Source organism: Actinoallomurus sp. CA-142502 (assembly GCF_050936355.1).
GTDB classification, from domain to species: domain Bacteria; phylum Actinomycetota; class Actinomycetes; order Streptosporangiales; family Streptosporangiaceae; genus Actinoallomurus; species Actinoallomurus iriomotensis.
The window spans coordinates 6,700,484-6,715,781 of record NZ_JBNJMY010000001.1; the positions used below are offsets into that span (position 1 = coordinate 6,700,484).

General features: G+C 72.5%; 15 protein-coding genes. 1 reads left to right on the plus strand and 14 read right to left on the minus strand.

Annotated elements, in window-relative coordinates:
* Positions 1-8: 8 nt before the first annotated feature.
* The 14 genes from ACQEV1_RS31660 to ACQEV1_RS31725 all read right to left on the minus strand — a co-directional run bounded on the left by ACQEV1_RS31660 (position 9) and on the right by ACQEV1_RS31725 (position 13,674).
* The gene (locus ACQEV1_RS31660; protein WP_285622900.1) at positions 9-944 is read right to left on the minus strand and encodes a DUF6772 family protein; all 936 of its coding nucleotides are present in this window, start codon (positions 942-944) and stop codon (positions 9-11) included.
* Positions 941-2,047 carry a hypothetical protein gene (locus tag ACQEV1_RS31665; RefSeq protein ID WP_433398300.1) on the minus strand — a complete coding sequence of 369 codons (1,107 nt, stop codon included), beginning with the start codon at positions 2,045-2,047 and terminating at the stop codon, positions 941-943. Before ACQEV1_RS31665 ends, ACQEV1_RS31660 begins: the two co-directional genes overlap by 4 nt.
* A 150-nt stretch (positions 2,048-2,197) precedes the next feature.
* Positions 2,198-2,872, minus strand: a complete 675-nt coding sequence (locus tag ACQEV1_RS31670) for a TetR/AcrR family transcriptional regulator (RefSeq protein ID WP_433398302.1) — start codon at positions 2,870-2,872, stop codon at positions 2,198-2,200.
* A 49-nt stretch (positions 2,873-2,921) separates the two neighbouring features.
* Positions 2,922-4,205, minus strand: a complete 1,284-nt coding sequence (locus ACQEV1_RS31675; protein WP_433398304.1) for an MmgE/PrpD family protein — start codon at positions 4,203-4,205, stop codon at positions 2,922-2,924.
* Positions 4,202-5,221, minus strand: a complete 1,020-nt coding sequence (locus ACQEV1_RS31680) for an LLM class flavin-dependent oxidoreductase (protein WP_433398306.1) — start codon at positions 5,219-5,221, stop codon at positions 4,202-4,204. Before ACQEV1_RS31680 ends, ACQEV1_RS31675 begins: the two co-directional genes overlap by 4 nt.
* The gene (locus tag ACQEV1_RS31685) at positions 5,218-6,066 is read right to left on the minus strand and encodes an alpha/beta fold hydrolase (protein WP_433398308.1); all 849 of its coding nucleotides are present in this window, start codon (positions 6,064-6,066) and stop codon (positions 5,218-5,220) included. The genes ACQEV1_RS31680 and ACQEV1_RS31685 overlap by 4 nt, the downstream gene beginning before the upstream one ends.
* Positions 6,067-6,068: 2 nt before the next feature.
* Positions 6,069-7,016, minus strand: a complete 948-nt coding sequence (locus ACQEV1_RS31690) for a hypothetical protein (RefSeq protein ID WP_433398309.1) — start codon at positions 7,014-7,016, stop codon at positions 6,069-6,071.
* Positions 7,017-7,083: 67 nt separating this feature from the next.
* Positions 7,084-8,406 carry a M20 family metallopeptidase gene (locus ACQEV1_RS31695; RefSeq protein ID WP_433398311.1) on the minus strand — a complete coding sequence of 441 codons (1,323 nt, stop codon included), beginning with the start codon at positions 8,404-8,406 and terminating at the stop codon, positions 7,084-7,086.
* Position 8,407: 1 nt separating this feature from the next.
* Positions 8,408-8,581, minus strand: a complete 174-nt coding sequence (locus tag ACQEV1_RS31700) for a hypothetical protein (RefSeq protein ID WP_433398313.1) — start codon at positions 8,579-8,581, stop codon at positions 8,408-8,410.
* Positions 8,578-9,510 (minus strand): alpha/beta fold hydrolase, encoded by a 933-nt coding sequence (locus ACQEV1_RS31705; protein ID WP_433398315.1) that lies wholly within the window; start codon positions 9,508-9,510, stop codon positions 8,578-8,580. Before ACQEV1_RS31705 ends, ACQEV1_RS31700 begins: the two co-directional genes overlap by 4 nt.
* Positions 9,500-10,717 carry a Rieske 2Fe-2S domain-containing protein gene (locus tag ACQEV1_RS31710; RefSeq protein ID WP_433398317.1) on the minus strand — a complete coding sequence of 406 codons (1,218 nt, stop codon included), beginning with the start codon at positions 10,715-10,717 and terminating at the stop codon, positions 9,500-9,502. The genes ACQEV1_RS31705 and ACQEV1_RS31710 overlap by 11 nt, the downstream gene beginning before the upstream one ends.
* Before the next feature lie 48 nt (positions 10,718-10,765).
* Complete coding sequence (locus tag ACQEV1_RS31715) at positions 10,766-11,731, minus strand: PDR/VanB family oxidoreductase (RefSeq protein WP_433398319.1); 966 nt, start codon at positions 11,729-11,731, stop codon at positions 10,766-10,768.
* Positions 11,732-11,824: 93 nt separating this feature from the next.
* The gene (locus ACQEV1_RS31720) at positions 11,825-12,832 is read right to left on the minus strand and encodes an asparaginase (RefSeq protein ID WP_433398321.1); all 1,008 of its coding nucleotides are present in this window, start codon (positions 12,830-12,832) and stop codon (positions 11,825-11,827) included.
* A complete protein-coding gene (locus tag ACQEV1_RS31725) occupies positions 12,829-13,674 on the minus strand; it encodes an alpha/beta fold hydrolase (protein ID WP_433398323.1) in 846 nt (281 codons plus the stop codon). The genes ACQEV1_RS31720 and ACQEV1_RS31725 overlap by 4 nt, the downstream gene beginning before the upstream one ends.
* A 231-nt stretch (positions 13,675-13,905) precedes the next feature.
* Here ACQEV1_RS31725 and ACQEV1_RS31730 point away from each other — a divergent pair, with 231 nt between their 5' ends.
* On the plus strand, positions 13,906-15,243 hold the full coding sequence (locus ACQEV1_RS31730; RefSeq protein WP_433398325.1) for an MFS transporter: 1,338 nt from the start codon (positions 13,906-13,908) through the stop codon (positions 15,241-15,243).
* Positions 15,244-15,298: the final 55 nt, after the last annotated feature.

The following is a 15,298-nucleotide window of genomic DNA, read 5'->3' on the forward strand; positions in this document are numbered from 1 at the left end:
GGCCTTTCTCACCAGTCCACCGAGATCAGTACCGAGTCGAGGTACAGGAAGTTCCGGACATCGGTGTGCGTGCGGACGGAGACGTAGAAGTTGAGCAGGTTCTGCAGCGACCCGTAGTGCTCGTCGTACGGCGGGACCGGGACGTCGGACATGTCGTGGACGACGTCGTTGAGCTGGAGCTCGACGTTCTTACGGGTGCTGGTGTCGATCACCCAGCGCAGGTAGTGCCAGTTGACCTTGGTGGGGACCTCGTTGAAGCACATCTCCTGCGGCTCGCCGAACGGCTTCCAGTCCTCCGGGTTCGGAGCGGTGAAGTCCGCCGTCCGCGGCAGCTTGACCTTGCCTTCGAAGTGCTCGCGCGGCGTCGGCTCGGGGACGGTGGGATACACCCACTGGTGCCGCACCTGATGATCCAGGTCGGTGTTCAGGTACCGCGCCACGGTGTGGTACCGGACGCCGTCGCAGATGTCGGTCGCGACGGTGAACGCGCCGAACTGCTGTTCCGACGGGTGGTTGTTCGCGTCCCACCGTCCGCCGCCGGCCGCGGTCGCGGCGCCGTTCTCGGCCGAGGCCGCCTCGGCCTTGTACGCCAGGTACGTCTCGAACTGGACCCGGCCGCGGCCCGACATGGTGAGCCGGCGGATCGCGACGCCGGTGTGCCCGGCGACGGGGCGGGTGGCGACCTTCAGCGCGTACGTGCCCGACATGGCGCCGTGGGTGCCGACGTCGAAGAAGCTGCAGGAGCTGAGCTGCGGTGGGCGGAAGTCGGACATGTGCTCATCGACGGTGTCGAGGTCACCGTGCTCATCGTGGTTGCCGATCAGCTCGACCCACCCGTGGGTGCCGTCGTTGAAGTCGTCGTGCACGAGGATCCGGCGCAGTGGGTTGAACTTGGCCAGCTTCGGGTCGAGCAGACGCGGATCGACGTGCGGCGTGGTCGTCAACGGGACGTTCCTTTCAGGCGGAGGTTCGCGTAGGAGAGGTTGTGGTCGGAACGGAGCAGGTCCGCCGGCGCTCCGGACGTCTCGGTCGTCTGCGGAACCAGCACCCAGTCGCGGACCGGAGTGCCCTTCCGGACGAAGATGTGGTCGATCTTCTCCCCGGCGGGAAGCGGGATCTTCCCGCCGTTGAAGGAGGCGTACTCGTCGCCGACGCGGCGGGCGGCGACGGCGTGCGCGTCGACGAAGCCGACGTCGGAGAAGGCGTCGACCGCGCTCGCGCCGTCCGCGGTCGAACCGGAGTTCATGTCCCCGGCGAACACGATCGGCAGGTCTCTGGTCTGGGGGTTGTGGAGGGTGAGCTCCTCGGCGGTCCTCCGCGCGTCGCCGTACCGGACCTGGTCCCAGTTCTTGGTCCAGCCGTTGGGGTCGGTCGCGCCGTTCTTGCGGTACTCCAGGTGCATGTCGACCACGACGAAGCGGACGCCGCTCGCCCGCTCGCGCAGGATGTTCCAGGTCATGGTCTTGCCGTAGATCTCGGTCGAGTCGGGCAGCCAGAACAGGTCGTGGGGCAGCGCGCGTCCGTGCTCGTCGAGGTGGGAGTAGCGCGAGGCGTCGTAGTAGGTGAACCGGCCGGCGCCGGACTTGAGCGGGTAGCCGTACCAGGGGTGGCGGGCGTTCGCGTAGTCGGCGGGCGCCTCGGCGTACCCGTGCTTCGCGAGCGCCGCGGTCAGCGGGGCACGGTAGGACTCGACGTCGACGCCGGCCTGCGTCGGCGTCGGGTTGTTGCCGATCTCCTGGGTCGCGACGACCCCCAGCCCGGCCGCGTCGATGTCCTCGGCCACCGCCGCCGCCCGGCCGTCGGCCCAGGGCTTGAGCTTGGTCGCGCAGTCACGGCCGATGACCCGCTCGCACTCCTCCTTGGTCGGCAGACAGCCGTGACCGCAGACGTTGTAGCTGCCCACCCGGACGTCGATGGACCGCGCCCGGCCGTTGTCCTTACCCGCCCCGGCGGCCATGGCCGCGGATGCGTTCGCCAGCACGAGTAGGGCCGTGGCAGCGAGAACCGCGGCCTTCGTCCACCTGCGGGAGAACCGTTTCTCTGGCATCGCGCGTCCTTACATTAACGTTCACGTGATCGTTGAGGTGATACAGTAGCCCCGATTTCAGGGATGTCAATGGCGTGTTACGCGAAAATTGCACGCTTCAGGACCAGGGAACCGCCGTTCCAAGCGTGCGGGATCCGAGCGGTGCGGCCCTCAGGCGCGGCCGGCGAGGACCGAGGTGATGAAGCACTCCACCGCGAAGTCGAACTGGTCGTCGGCGGGGAGGGCGACGAGGTCGTCGGCGATGGCGACGATGCTGGGGAACTTCTCGGCGGGCAGCGACGCGTAGAAGTGGGTGCGCTGCCGGCGCAGTTCGGCGTTGTCCGGGCGGTCCGTGTGGCCCCAGGGGCGCGGGTGCTGGTAGCCCGCGAAGCCCAGCGCGTACGTGATGAGGAAGGAGTAGCAGCGGACGGCGAGCTCCGGTGTCAGGCCCGCCTCCAGGAACCGGGCGAGGACGCCCTCCAGGCCGCCCTCCATGGAGTGGATGCTCATGGTGACCCGGCTGGTCATCAGCTGGACGATGCTCGGGTGCCGGCGCATCATGCCGAGGAAGCCGGTGGCCGCGGCGCGCAGCACGGCGGCCGGGTCGGCGGGGTCGGCCTCGGGGATGCGGAGGCCGCCGAGCACGTGGTCGGCCATCGCGTCGAGGATCTCGTCCTTGCTGCGCACGTAGCCGTACAGGGTCATCGCGCCGACGCCGAGTTCGGCGGCGATCCGGCGGATCGTCAGCTCCTCCAGCCCCTCGGCGTCGGCGATCCGCAGAGAGATCTCGACGATGCTCTCCAGGCTGAGTGCGCGGCCAGCGCGCCGGGCACCCCCGCGGGCCATGTCGGGCTCCTCTGCTCTCCGGACGATCGTCCGGTACAGGATACGGCAACTAGTACGGCGACATGCTGCGCAGCATGCTCACCTCGGGCAGGTCGTCCAGCGCCAGGTAGCGTCGCACGCGGGCGTCCGCGTCGGGAGTGGGGCCCAGCCGGCGGCGGAACCTGGCGACGACCGCGTCCGCCGTGGGCGGGCGCGCCTGCTCGCACGTCCGGCGGACGACGGTGTCGTCGCCGCGCACGGTGACCCGGGCGCTCCAGCGGTCCGGGAGGGCGGCGTTCAGGTCGGGTGCGGGCCGCAGCGCGACGTCGGGCACGTCCGGGGGCAGCGGGCCGCGGTAGAAGGACACGTCGTCGACCGCGCCGTGGAGCAGGGCGCCGACCGCGAACGCGGCGCTGGCCGCCGCCTCGGTGGGGCCCGGCGGTTCACGATCGGCCGTGACGAAGCGCAGCAGCGGTTCGGGCAGTTCGATCTCGATGCGCCGCGCGGTGGACAGCGGCAGACTCTCCTCTCCGATGGCGGTCAGGGCGTCCAGGGCGGCGTGGAGGGGGCGGGCGCACGGGTACGCCTTGAAGGCGCAGTCCGTCAGGTGGAGGACGGCTCCGGAGTGACCGGCGGGTACGGTGCCCAACGCCGCCGCGGCCGGGTCGTCGAGGATGCCCGGAGCGGCGGTCGCGCCGGCCCGGGCCAGGTAGGCGGCCTCCACGCCGTCGGCGGCGGCGCGGCCGGCCAGCAGGTAGTGGCCGGTGCCCAGGGCGTCCGAGCCGAGCAGCCCGCCGAGCCCGGCCGCGGCGATGCCGAGCGCGTGGACCGTGCGCCGCTCGTCCAGATCGAGCAGGGACGCCGTGGCCGCCGCCGCGCCGAGCCCGCCGAACAGGGCCGTCGGCCACCAGGACCGTTCGTAGAGGCGGGGGCCGCCGAACCGCAGCCCCGCCTCGACGACCGTCTCGTACCCGGCGAGCACCGCGTCCACGACCGCCCGGCCGGACCGGCGCTCCTGGTCGGCCACCGCCAGCGCGGCGGGCACGGTCACCGCGGACGGCACCACGGCGGCGGCCGGGTGCAGCGCGTCGGACTCGTCCACGTGCGCCAGCGTGGACTCGATGAGCACCGCCGTACGCAGCGAATGCCGTCCCGGCAGCCCGGTCACCGTCAGCGTGCCGCCGCCGCCCGGGACGCCGACGGCGGCGAGCGCGGACGCCAGCGGATGCGTGGCACCGGCCGCGACGCAGCCGAGGGTGTCCAGGACGTGCAGCGACGTCAGCGACCGGGCCGCCGCGTCCGCGCGTCGCGGTGCCCGTACGGCGCGGGCGGCCAGTTCGGTGAGGAGCGTCACCCGTCCTCCCGCAACGCGGGCAGAACGTCACGCCCGACCGTTTCGATCAGTTCCTCGGGCAGGTCGTAGGAGCCGACGTGCTGCAGGTAGACGCCGCCCACTCCCCCGTCGCCCAGTTCACGCAGTCGCGTACGGATCTCCCCGGCCGTGCCGAACAGGCAGAACGCGCGGGCGAACGCGGTGGCGGCCTCGTCGCTGACCCAGCGGGAGCAGATCTCCACGGCCCGGTCCCAGTCCTCGGCGTGTACGAGGTCGGGGTAGACGCCGTCCACGCGGTCGGGCACGTCCAGCTCGATGCCGGACAGGGCCAGGGCCCTGGCCCCGCCGGTCTGCGCGATCGAGGCGCAGATCGGCTTGAGCCGCCGCGCCGCCCGTTCCACGTCGTCGGTCACCGCGCAGAACGCCGAGGCGACCAGCGGGACCCGGCCGCGCCTCGCCGCGTCGGCGCCCTCGCGCACCCGCGCGGACGCGCCGGCCAGGGGCTCCGGGGAGACGCCGCTGAGCAGGACGACCCCATCGGCGATCTCGCCGGCCAGGCGCAGGTTGCGCGGCCCGCTGGCGGCCATGTAGAGCGGCACCGGCAGCGGCTCGCGCAGCCGGGACACCGTGCCGCCGAAGTCCCAGTCCTCCCCGTTCAGCAGGGCGCGCAGCTGCGCGAACCCGGAGCGCATCTCGGCGCCGGTGGACGGGCGCAGCCCGATCGGCCCGACCGAGCTGTTGCCGACGCCGAGGCCGAGGGTGAGGCGGCCCGGCGCGAGCTCGGCGACGCTGCGGGCGGCGGAGGCCAGTACGGCGGGGTGCCGCGTGACCAGATTGGTGACGGCGGTGCCCAGCCCGATCCGCTCGGTGCCGAGGGCGGCGGCGGTCAGAGTGGTGAACACGTCCCGCCACAGCAGCTGCGAGTCAGGGAACCACGCCTGGTCGAAGCCCAGTTCCTCGGCCCGCCGGACGGTACGCACCAGGTGGCCGGCGGGCGCACAGGGAGGGAGGCGGATGCCGACCTTCGGGACCGTCATGCCTCTTCCAGGAACGCCAGGTGGAGCTCGTTGAACCGGTCGGCGTGCTCGTGCTGCGGCCAGTGGCCGCACTCGCCGAAGATCTCCAGGCGGGACCCGGGGATCGCCGCGTTCATCCGGTGCGCCTCCGGGACGTCGCCGAACGGGTTCTGCGCGCCCCACACGATCAGCGTGGGGGCGGCGATGCGGCCCATCTGCTCGGGGGTGAGCAGATCCCGAGTGCGGTTCTCCATCTCCTGCAGGCAGAGCAGGTTGCCGATGGCCTTGACGAACTCGGGCCGGTGGTAGATGGCGTGCCGGACCTGGACCAGCTCTTCGGAGACGTTCGCGGCCGGGTCGTGCATGAGCAGGTGCAGCCGCTTGCGGGTGAGGTCGATGTCGTCGGTCTCCACCGCGGCACGGGTGCTGGTCTTGATCCGCTCCATGACGGCGGGGTTGGCGACGGTGCCGCCGGGAGCGACCAGGGTGAGCCGGCCCACCCGGTCGGGGTGGTCGGCGGCGAGCCGCGCGGCGACCCAGCCGCCCAGCGATTCTCCGACGAAGTGGGCCCGTTCGATGCCGCAGGCGTCGAGGTAGCCGAGGACATGCCGGACATAGCCGGGGATCCGGTACGGCTCGTCCGGACCGTCGGTGTAGCCGTGGCCCATCATGTCGATGGCGTGGCAGGCGTACTCGCGCGAGTGCGCCGGGATGTTGCGGACGAACGCCTCCAGATGCCCGCTCGTGCCGTGCAGGAACACCACCGCCTCGCCGTCGCCCGCCTGCAGGGCGCGGGTGCGCAGCCCGTTCACGTCGACGTGCCGCAGGGCGTGGTCGACGCCGGTCAGGTCGGTCCAGATGGTCATGATCAGGTCTCCTGTCGGGAATCGGGGGTCAGGGCCGCGACGCCCATGCCGGTGAGCCAGGCGTCGATCGGGGCGTAGGCGAGCGTCCGGCCGGTGGCGGGGCCCACGGCGGCGGCCATCGCGATCCAGGAACGGATCTCCTGGGCGCCGTTGCCGGCCTCCGCGGTCAGCTCGTCAGTGCTCATGTCGAGGATCGGCTCCAGGTCACCGCCGCGGAGCAGGTCCAGGAACCGGGCGTCGAACTCGGGGTCGATGTCGGGTTCGGCCGCGCGGATGATCTGGCGGCGGCGGACCTCGTACTCGCTCCAGGAGTCGCGGCCGTTCAACCACGCCTGGACGAGGAACCGGTCGTCGTCGGTCAGGGCGTCGAACCACTTCGGCCAGGGCAGCCGGTGGGACAGCCCGCCCGAGGCGATCACCACCACGCGTTTGCCGTGGCCGTCGGAGCGCACGGCCGCGCCGATCGCCGCGCCGAGCCGGTGGCAGCGGCGCAGCGACGGCAGCGGCGGCGCGAACATGTTCACCACCACCGGGACGATCGGGACGTCCAGCCCGGGCACGAGGTACTGCAGGCTGTGCGTGATGCCGTGGTCGACGGTCAAGCGCAGCGAGAACGCCGGGTCGAACCCGTCGTCGACCAGCGTGTCCACCAGGTGGCGGGCCAGGCCGGTGTCGACCGGCAGCGGTCCTCCCGGCGTGCCCGCCTCCCCCGCGCCGTTCACCTCGCCGACGCCGACGGTGAACGACGGCATCATGTCCAGGAAGAACCCGCGGAAGTGGTTCGAGCCGACGATGACGACGGCGTCGGGACGCGCCTGCTCGACGAGGCGGCGGGCTTCGTTCAGGCCGTCGCGGAACCGGTGGGCCTCCGGCAGGTGGTCCACCTCGGCCCAGTGGGTGTTCATCAGGGTGCTGTGCGACGCGCCCACCCCCAGCACGACGGAACTCATGAGTCCTCCTTCGTCGGAGGAGCGACCACCGGAACGCCGTGTTCTTCGATTCGCTCGCTCCGCTCGCTCATGCGACCTCCTCGCGGGCGCGGGTGCAGGTGTTGACGATCGTGTGGATCAGGGCGCGGGTCAGCCTGCGGGCCTCGCGTACGTCGACGACGTTCATCCCGGCGGGGAAGTCCAGCCTCATCGGGGCGTCGTCGCCGATGCGGTCCATGCCGGTACGGACGGTGGGGATGCCCCGCTGGCGCAGGATGTTGGCGTCGGTGGCACCGCTGTTGTTCAGGATCGGCTCGTGCGGACGTCCCTCCAGCTCCTCCCACGCGGCCTTGGCGGCGGTGACGATCCAGGTGGACTCCGGGGTGCGCGTACCGGGGATGGCCAGGGTCATCTCCCAGTCCAGGCCGATGCCGGGATGCGCGGCGCGGATGCGGTCGATCGCCCCGGCGAACTCCCGCTTGGCCTGCGCCGGCGTGGTGTCCGGGCTGATCCGCAGGTCCACGTGGAACCGGCAGGTCGCCGGGGACAGCGACGCGGTTCGCCGCCAGCCGCCCTCGATGCCGCCGACGTTGCCCTGCGGAGCGACCAGCCCGCCGGTGTGCCGCGCGCTGTACTCGGGGAACCACTCCTCCAGTCCGGCGATGACGGTTCCGGCGTCCACGATCGGGTTGCGGTAGGGCATCCGGTGGCGGCTGCCGACGTAGCTGTAGGTGCCGCGCACGACCACCTCGAACCAGCAGAGCCCGACCTCTTCCCACGCGGCGGTCCAGCCGGGCTTGGCGATGACCGCGTAGTCGGCCCAGACGCCCTGTTCCAGCATGAACGAGCAGCCGTTGCCCTGTCCGGCGTTGTGACGGCGGGCCTGCGGGACGGTGCGCCGGTTGGTGGGCATGCCGCCCGCGCCGAGGCCGACCAGCACGTCGCCGCGCAGCGGGATCCCGGCCTCGGCCACCGCCGCGGCGGCGGCGATCAGCGCGGCGCCGTGCCCTTTGGGGTTGCTGGCGCCCAGGCCGATGACGAAGTCGCCGTCCACGATCGCCGACGGGCGCATGTCCTCGCGCAGCGCCGGGCCGACCTGCGGGACGTCCTCCTCCTCGGTGCCCACGGTGAGGGTGTCGATCGGCGCGTACAGCAGGAGGTCGGGGCCGGTGCCGTCGCCGCACAGCCGGCCGACCGCGTTGCCCTGGTCGTCGTCGATCGGCTGGTAGCGGCCGGCCAGCCCGGCCTCGCGCAGCCGCTCGGCCAGCCAGCGGGCCAGCGGGCCCTCTTCCCCGGTGGGGCTGGGGATGTCCACCATCCCGGCGGTCAGTTCGGTGAGCCGCCCGTCGTCGATTCTCGCCCAGGCCGCCTCGGTCCAGGCGCGGCGCTGCGCGTCCAGGCGTGCGGGCATGTCAGCGGCCTCCGGCGGCGGGCCGCTCGTCCCGTACGACGGTGCCGGTGGCGTGCAGGAACGCCTGGCTCGCGGCGCGGCGGAGCGGCTTGGCGACGGCCATGCCGAGCCCGACGGCGACGGCGGTGAACAGCAGTTTCCTCATGATGAACCTCGTGGTGGGTGGGTCGGTCATGGCAGGTTTCCGTCCAGGTGGGCGATGGCCAGCGCGGCGTACGCGGCGGGCCGCTCCTCGGCGGGATGGTGAGCGGTGCGACCCAGCACCGCGACGTCGGCACGGGACAGCCGGGCCGCCAGCGAGTGCGCGTAGGCGGCACCCGCGAACGGGTCGTGCTCGCCCCACAGCAGCAGCACCGGGGACCGTACGACGGACAGCTCCGTGGCCGCCGCCGGGAGGTCGGCCGGGGTGGGTTGGTCGGGGGAAACACCGTCGGCCGGGGTGGGTCGGTCGGGAGGAACGCGATCTGGCGGGGCGCCGCGGCGGGTGACCTCCGCGGCCAGTTCCAGGGCGGACGGCGTGACGCTGGCCTCGTACCGCAGCAGGACGGTGTGCTCGGGCACGGCGGACGGGTCGTGCCATTCCAGGTCGGCGATCAGCTTGCGCATCTTGTCCGGCGTGGGGCCCTCGCCGCCGTAGTAGGCGGCGCGGGCGCGCGGCCCCAGCGTGGTGTCGGACCGGATCCCGCACGGCGAGGGCGCCGGCTGGCTCCCGGTCACGACCAGCCGCCCGGCCCGCTCCGGGTGGCGGGCGGCCAGCGCGAACGCCACGGCGCCGCCCAGGGACTGGCAGACGAAGTCGGCCCGGTCGACGCCGAGCGCGTCCAGCACGCCGAGTACACGGGCGGCGTGGTACGGCGCGGCCGGTCCGGTGATGGCGGGAGCCTCCGACCGGCCGTACTGCGCCAGGTCGATGAGGATCAGCCGGCGCTCCGCGGCGAGCCGGGAGGCCACCGCGCCGAAGTCGGTCCAGGCCGTGCAGCCCGGTCCGCCGCCGTGCAGCAGCACCGTGGGCCGGCCGGTGCCGAGCTCGGCGACGTGCAGCCGCACTCCGCCGGCGTCGACGTCCCGGCCGGGCGGCGCGGCGCCTGCGGCCTCAGCGGGCAACGGGGCCCCCGGGGCGCTGCACCTTCAGGTCGCTGTTCTCGACGAGGCGGCGCAGCGCGGTGATGGACAGGTCCGGCCGGTACAGCTTCTCCGGCGGCGCGTCCATCACGTCCACCATCCAGGCGTCCTGGCCGGTGAACTGGCCGTGGAACAGCCAGCGGACCCAGCTGACGTACTTGGCCTTGAACATCGCGGCCTTCAGGCCGTCCTCGAACCGCACCATGATCTGCACGTACCGGACGTGGTCGGCGTCCACCGGCACGTACCACTCGTAGTGGATGAAGTGGGGATACGCGACGCGCAGCAGGCCGGGCAGCCGGAACGACACGAAGCCGGGAATGTTCATCTTCTTGATGACCGGGTTGATGTCGGCGGACTTGCCGGGGTGGTCCGGCAGCGGCATGCGCTTCCACCACCGCTTGTTGGTCCAGGTGCCGTAGCCGGGGAACTCCGCCTCCCAGTGCACCTCGTCCTGCACCCGGATGATCCAGCCGTCGGCGTCCGAGTCCACGACCCGGGTCTTGTTCCAGGCGGGCATCACCTTGAACAGCCGCCAGAGCGCGGTGTTGTGCAGGTACTTGGCGTGTCCCTCGTCGAAGCCGTTCTCGGCGGCGAAGCGCCAGTTGCCGTCCCGGATGTCGGTGCGCCCGCCCATGACGAAGGCGTTCTCGGTCAGCTCGGAGGGAATGTCGCGCTCGATGGGCGGCGGGTCGCCGTCACCGACGTAGACCCAGACCAGCCCGAGGCGTTGCGCCACGGGGTAGGTGCGCACCGCCAGCTTGCCGCAGATCGGCGACTCGGGGCCGTCGGTGAGGACGGCGCTCAGCCGGCCGTCCTCCAGGTCGAATGTCCACCCGTGGTAGGGGCAGCTGATGGTGCCGTCGAACTGGCGGCGGCCCAGGGACAGCGGCACGCCCCGGTGCGGGCAGCGGTCGTGCAGGGCCCGTACGTCGTCGCCGTCGCGGACCAGGACGATCTTCTCGCCGAGCAAGGTGATCGGGACCGGTTTCGAGCCGATGCTCCTGGCCCATTGCACCGGATACCAGAAGTCACGGAAACCGAAGGTGGCGTCGTTGTACGTGGGCCAGGCCGACCAGTCCTGCCCGGCTGGGGACGGCGCCTTCGCGGCGGCCGGGGCGGTGGCGCGGCGGGGCCGGCGACGGGCGGCGGCGGGCGCGCCGGGCGTCTTCTCAGCGGGCTCGGCCATGGGTGACCTCCAAGGTCGTCAGAGTGGGGACGAGAGCGGCGGTGGCGCTCACAGGTCGAGTACCAGCCGGTCGGAGCGGGAGCGGGACACGCAGACCATGAGCGTCTGACCCGCCTCCTGCTCGGCGTGGGACAGCAGCGAGTCGCGGTGCTCGGCGACACCGTCCAGGATCTTGACCTCGCAGCTTCCGCAGATGCCCTCGCGGCAGGCGGTCGGCACCGAAACGCCCGCCTCGTCCAGGCAGTCGACGATCGGACGGGCGGCGGGCACCGGGACGGTCAGCTGCGAGCGCGCGCAGATCACCTCGAAGGCCCGCTCCGCCGACGGGTCGACGTCGAACGTCTTGGCCTTGAACCGTTCGAGGTGCAGGGCGTCCTCGGGCCATCCGGCGGCGCAGCGCTCCTCCACCGCGTCCAGCAGCCCCTCGGGGCCGCAGCAGTAGACGGCGGTGCCGTGCCGCGGGGTGCCGAGCAGGGCGGCGAGGTCGAGTGGGCCGTCCTCGGCCTCGACGACGACGTCCACCCGGTCGCCGTACGCGGCCAGCCGGTCCAGGAACGCCATCGTCGCGCGGCGCCGGCCGCCGTAGGCCAGCCGCCAGGCGGCGCCGGCCGCCTCCGCCGCGGCGATCATCGGCAGGATCGGGGTGATGCCGATGCCACCCGCGACGAACAGGTAGCGCTCGGCGGGCACCAGCGCGAAGTGGTTGCGCGGCCCGCCCACCTCCACCAGGTCGCCGGGGCGCAGCTCGTCATGGATCAACGCGGAGCCGCCGCGCGAGGCCGCCTCGCGCAGGACGGCGACCGTGTAGGTGAACCGGTCGGCGGGATCGCCGCAGAGCGAGTACTGCCGGACGAGGCCGGGCAGCTCGAGGTCGATGTGCGCGCCCGGCTCCCACGCGGGCAGCAGCCCGCCGTCGGGGTCGGCGAGGGTCACCGACAGCACCCCGTCGGCCTCCCGGCGCAGTTGCTCGACCCGCAGTTCGAGCACGCCCTCCTCGGTGTCGTCCTCGGTCACGTCAACCTCCGTCGGTGCATTGATCGGTACTATGTACGGTTCAAAGTATGGCGTCAAGCGGACAATGCCCATCACCTGCTGCAACGCAGCAAATCAGGACTCGTCGAACAACGTCTGGACGGCGTCCGCGCGGTCGCCGCGGGCCAGCGCCAGGCACAGCAGGAGGCGCGCCTTCCACGGGCTCAGGTCGCCGCAGGCGACGAAGCCGCCCGCGCGGATCGAGCCGTGCGGCACCACCCGCCCCGAACCCACCCGCGACGACTGGCACACCAGGACGCCCGCCCCGGCGGCGGTCCTCAGCGCCGCCCACTCGGCCGGCGTGGGATGTCCCGCACCGAGACCCGCGTGCACGAGCCCGCGCGCCCCCGCGGACACCGCGGCGTCCACCAGCGCCCCGTCCGCGCCGAGGTAGGAGGCGATGACGTCCACCCGGGGCGGCGCGGCGGGCAGCACGTCCAGGTCGAACCGGGCCGATGGGAAGGCGGGCGCCGGACGCCGGCGGATGACCACCGCGCCGTCCGCGTCGACGCAGCCCAGCGGCCCGAACGGCGGCGATCGGAACGCTCCGCGGCGGTAGGTCGTCGTCTTGGTCGCGTCGCGCGCTGGAAGGATCACGTCGTCGAGCACCACGAGCACGCCGCAGCCGCGCGCCGCCGGGTGCGCGGCCACTCTGACCGCGCCCAGCAGGTTCGCCGGGCCGTCACCGCCCAGCGCCGACGCGGGGCGCATGGCCCCGGTCACGACCACCGGAACGGCGTCGTCCAGGACCCGGTCGAGGAGGTACGCGGCCTCCTCCAGGCCGTTGGTGCCGCAGGTGACCACCACGCCGTCGGAGGTGGCCGCGGCCTGCCGCACCAGCCGTCCCAGGTCGAGCAGATCCGCGACCGTCCAGGCATGGCTCGGGGGAAGCTGGGCGCGACCCGAGTCGCTCCACGGCATCGGCCGCACGTCCGCCACCCGGGACAGCTCCGGCAGTTCCGCCAGGATCTCCGCCGGGGTGATCCGCCGCCCGCTCTCGCCATAACCCACCAGGTCGAGCCGGTCCTGGCCGACGGCCTCGATGGTGCCCCCGGTGGCGACCCACGTCACCACCGGGCTCATCGCAGGACCCGGTCGAGGAAACGCGTGACCGCCGCGGCGAACAGGTCGGGCCGGTGGTCGGCCGACGGCACACCGGTGCCCGGCAGCAGCTCGGTCCGGGCGTCCGGCAGACGCTCGACCAGGGCGGCCATGTCGGGCCGGGAGAACGAGTCCTGTTCCCCGCACAGCACCAGGGCGGGTGCGCGCACCAGGCCGAGGCGGTCCTCCATCCGGTAGGCGTTGACCGCCCGGTGCCCCTCCTCGACCCGGTCCAGGACGTGCAGCGCGTCCCGTACCAGGCGGTTCAGCAGGTCGGGCCGATCGTCCGGGTAGTACGACCGGCGGTTGTTCCACAGGCCGGTCAGGTGCGAGCCGTCCGGACGCGGCGTCACCTCGTCGATGGGCGGCCGTCGCGCCACCTCGGCCCGCCGGGCGGCGTCGACGTACGGCACTCCGGACAGCACCAGGGCGCTCACCCGTCCGGGTTCGCGCGCGGCCATCTCGGTGGCGATCACCCCGCCGGTGTGGTGGCCGACCAGCGCGACCTGCTCCAGCTCAAGGGCGTCGCACAGCGCCAGCGCGCCGGAGGCGAACAGCTCGATGCTCCATGGGCCGGCGGGCCGGTCGGACGCGCCAAAGCCCAGTGTGTCCATGGCGATCGCCCGGTAGCGGGCGCCGAGCAGGGGCAGCACGTCCCGGTACTCGTCCCAGGAGCGCGGCGTCTGGTGCAGAAGGAGGACGGGCACGCCCGCACCCTGCTCCGCGTAGTGGATCAGCCCGTGCGGGGTGGCGGCGTACGCCCTGGCCGGGGCGACCGGGAACCGGGGCGCTCGCAGGCGATCGTCCGGGTAACGCTCGTGCACAGTGACCTCCGGGAGTAGGACGCTTCGTACTATGTACGGTGCATAGTACGAAGTCAAGAGCCCGCCCGTTGGCCCGTTGACCTCAGGAAATTCACCCGATCGTCGACCCTTGACATTCGTTCTTTGAACCGTACATAGTACGGCGCAGCTTTGGGCGACGCCGCGGGCAACGGGCCGCCGGATCCCCTCGTACCGAGGCGTTACCCTTTCTTGCTTCTCACGGAGGGCGCCATGACCGCCACGACCAGTTCCGTACGCCAACGCAGAAGAGCCGCCATCGCCAGCTGGATCGGCACCACTGTCGAGTACTACGACTACGCCTGCTACGGCATCGCCGCCTCGCTCGTCTTCGCCGACCTCTTCTTCCCCTCGAGCGACCCGTTCGTGGCGACCCTGCTCTCGCTGTCCAGCTTCGCCGTCGGATACGTCGCGCGGCCGCTCGGCGCCCTGATCTTCGGACACTTCGGCGACCGCGTCGGCCGCCGGACGATCCTCATCGTGACGCTCGTGCTGATGGGCGCCGCGACCTTCGCGATCGGCCTGCTGCCCACCCACCGACAGGTCGGGGCCGCCGCGCCCACGCTGCTCGTCATCACCCGCGTCCTGCAGGGCATCTCGGCGGGCGGCGAGTACGGCGGCGCCGTGCTGATGACCGTGGAGCACGCCGGCCGCGGCCGGCGCGGTTTCTTCGGCTCGCTCGTCAACACCGGCACGACCGCCGGGCTCGTGCTGGCCAACCTGGTCTTCCTCCCGGTGCTGGGGATGAACGAGGACTCCATGCACGCCTGGGGCTGGCGGATTCCCTTCCTGTTCAGCGCCGTCCTGGTGGTGATCGGGCTCGTCGTCCGGCTGGCGGTCGAGGAGACGCCGGAGTTCCACGAGGTCAAACGGCACCACGAGGTACGACGGCTGCCGGTCGTCGACCTGTTCCGCGCCTGCTGGCGGACCGTCCTGCTGGTCGCGCTCGGGATCATCGGGGCAGGCACCACCTTCACCATGGCCACGGTCTACTCGCTGACGTACGGCAAGTCCGGCCTCGGCCTGTCCGGCAACCGGATGCTCGCCGTCCTCCTGCCGGCCACCGTGGTCGTCCTGGTCACCGTGCCCCTGTTCGGGCGCCTGGCCGACCGGATCGGCGTGCGGCCGGTCTTCATGGGCGGCGCGGTCATGCTGGTGGTGGCGCCGTTCGCCTGGTTCGCCCTGCTCGACACCCGGCAGTACGGCTGGATGCTGCTCGGCTTCGCGCTGCTGTTCGTCGGCTACGCGGCCAACTACGCCGTGGTCCCGGCGTACTTCTCCGGCGTCTTCCCGTCCGCGGTGCGGTTCAGCGGCATGTCGATCGCCTTCACCGTCGGCCTCATCGTCAGCAACGCCATCGCGCCCGCCGTCTCGGAGTCACTGCTGGCGGCGACCGGCGGATGGACCGCCATCGCCGCCTACATGGCGGCCGCGTCCCTGGTGACCCTCGTGGCGGGAGTGTTCCTGCGTGCGCCCGACGCGCCCGCCGACGAGCGGCCCGGCGAGCCGAGCCCCGCCGCCCACCCGGTCCCCCTGGCGCAGCCCGAGTGACGTTCCTCCCGGAAGAACCCCCGGGCCGGGCGCTCTCACCTCGAGAGCGCCCGGC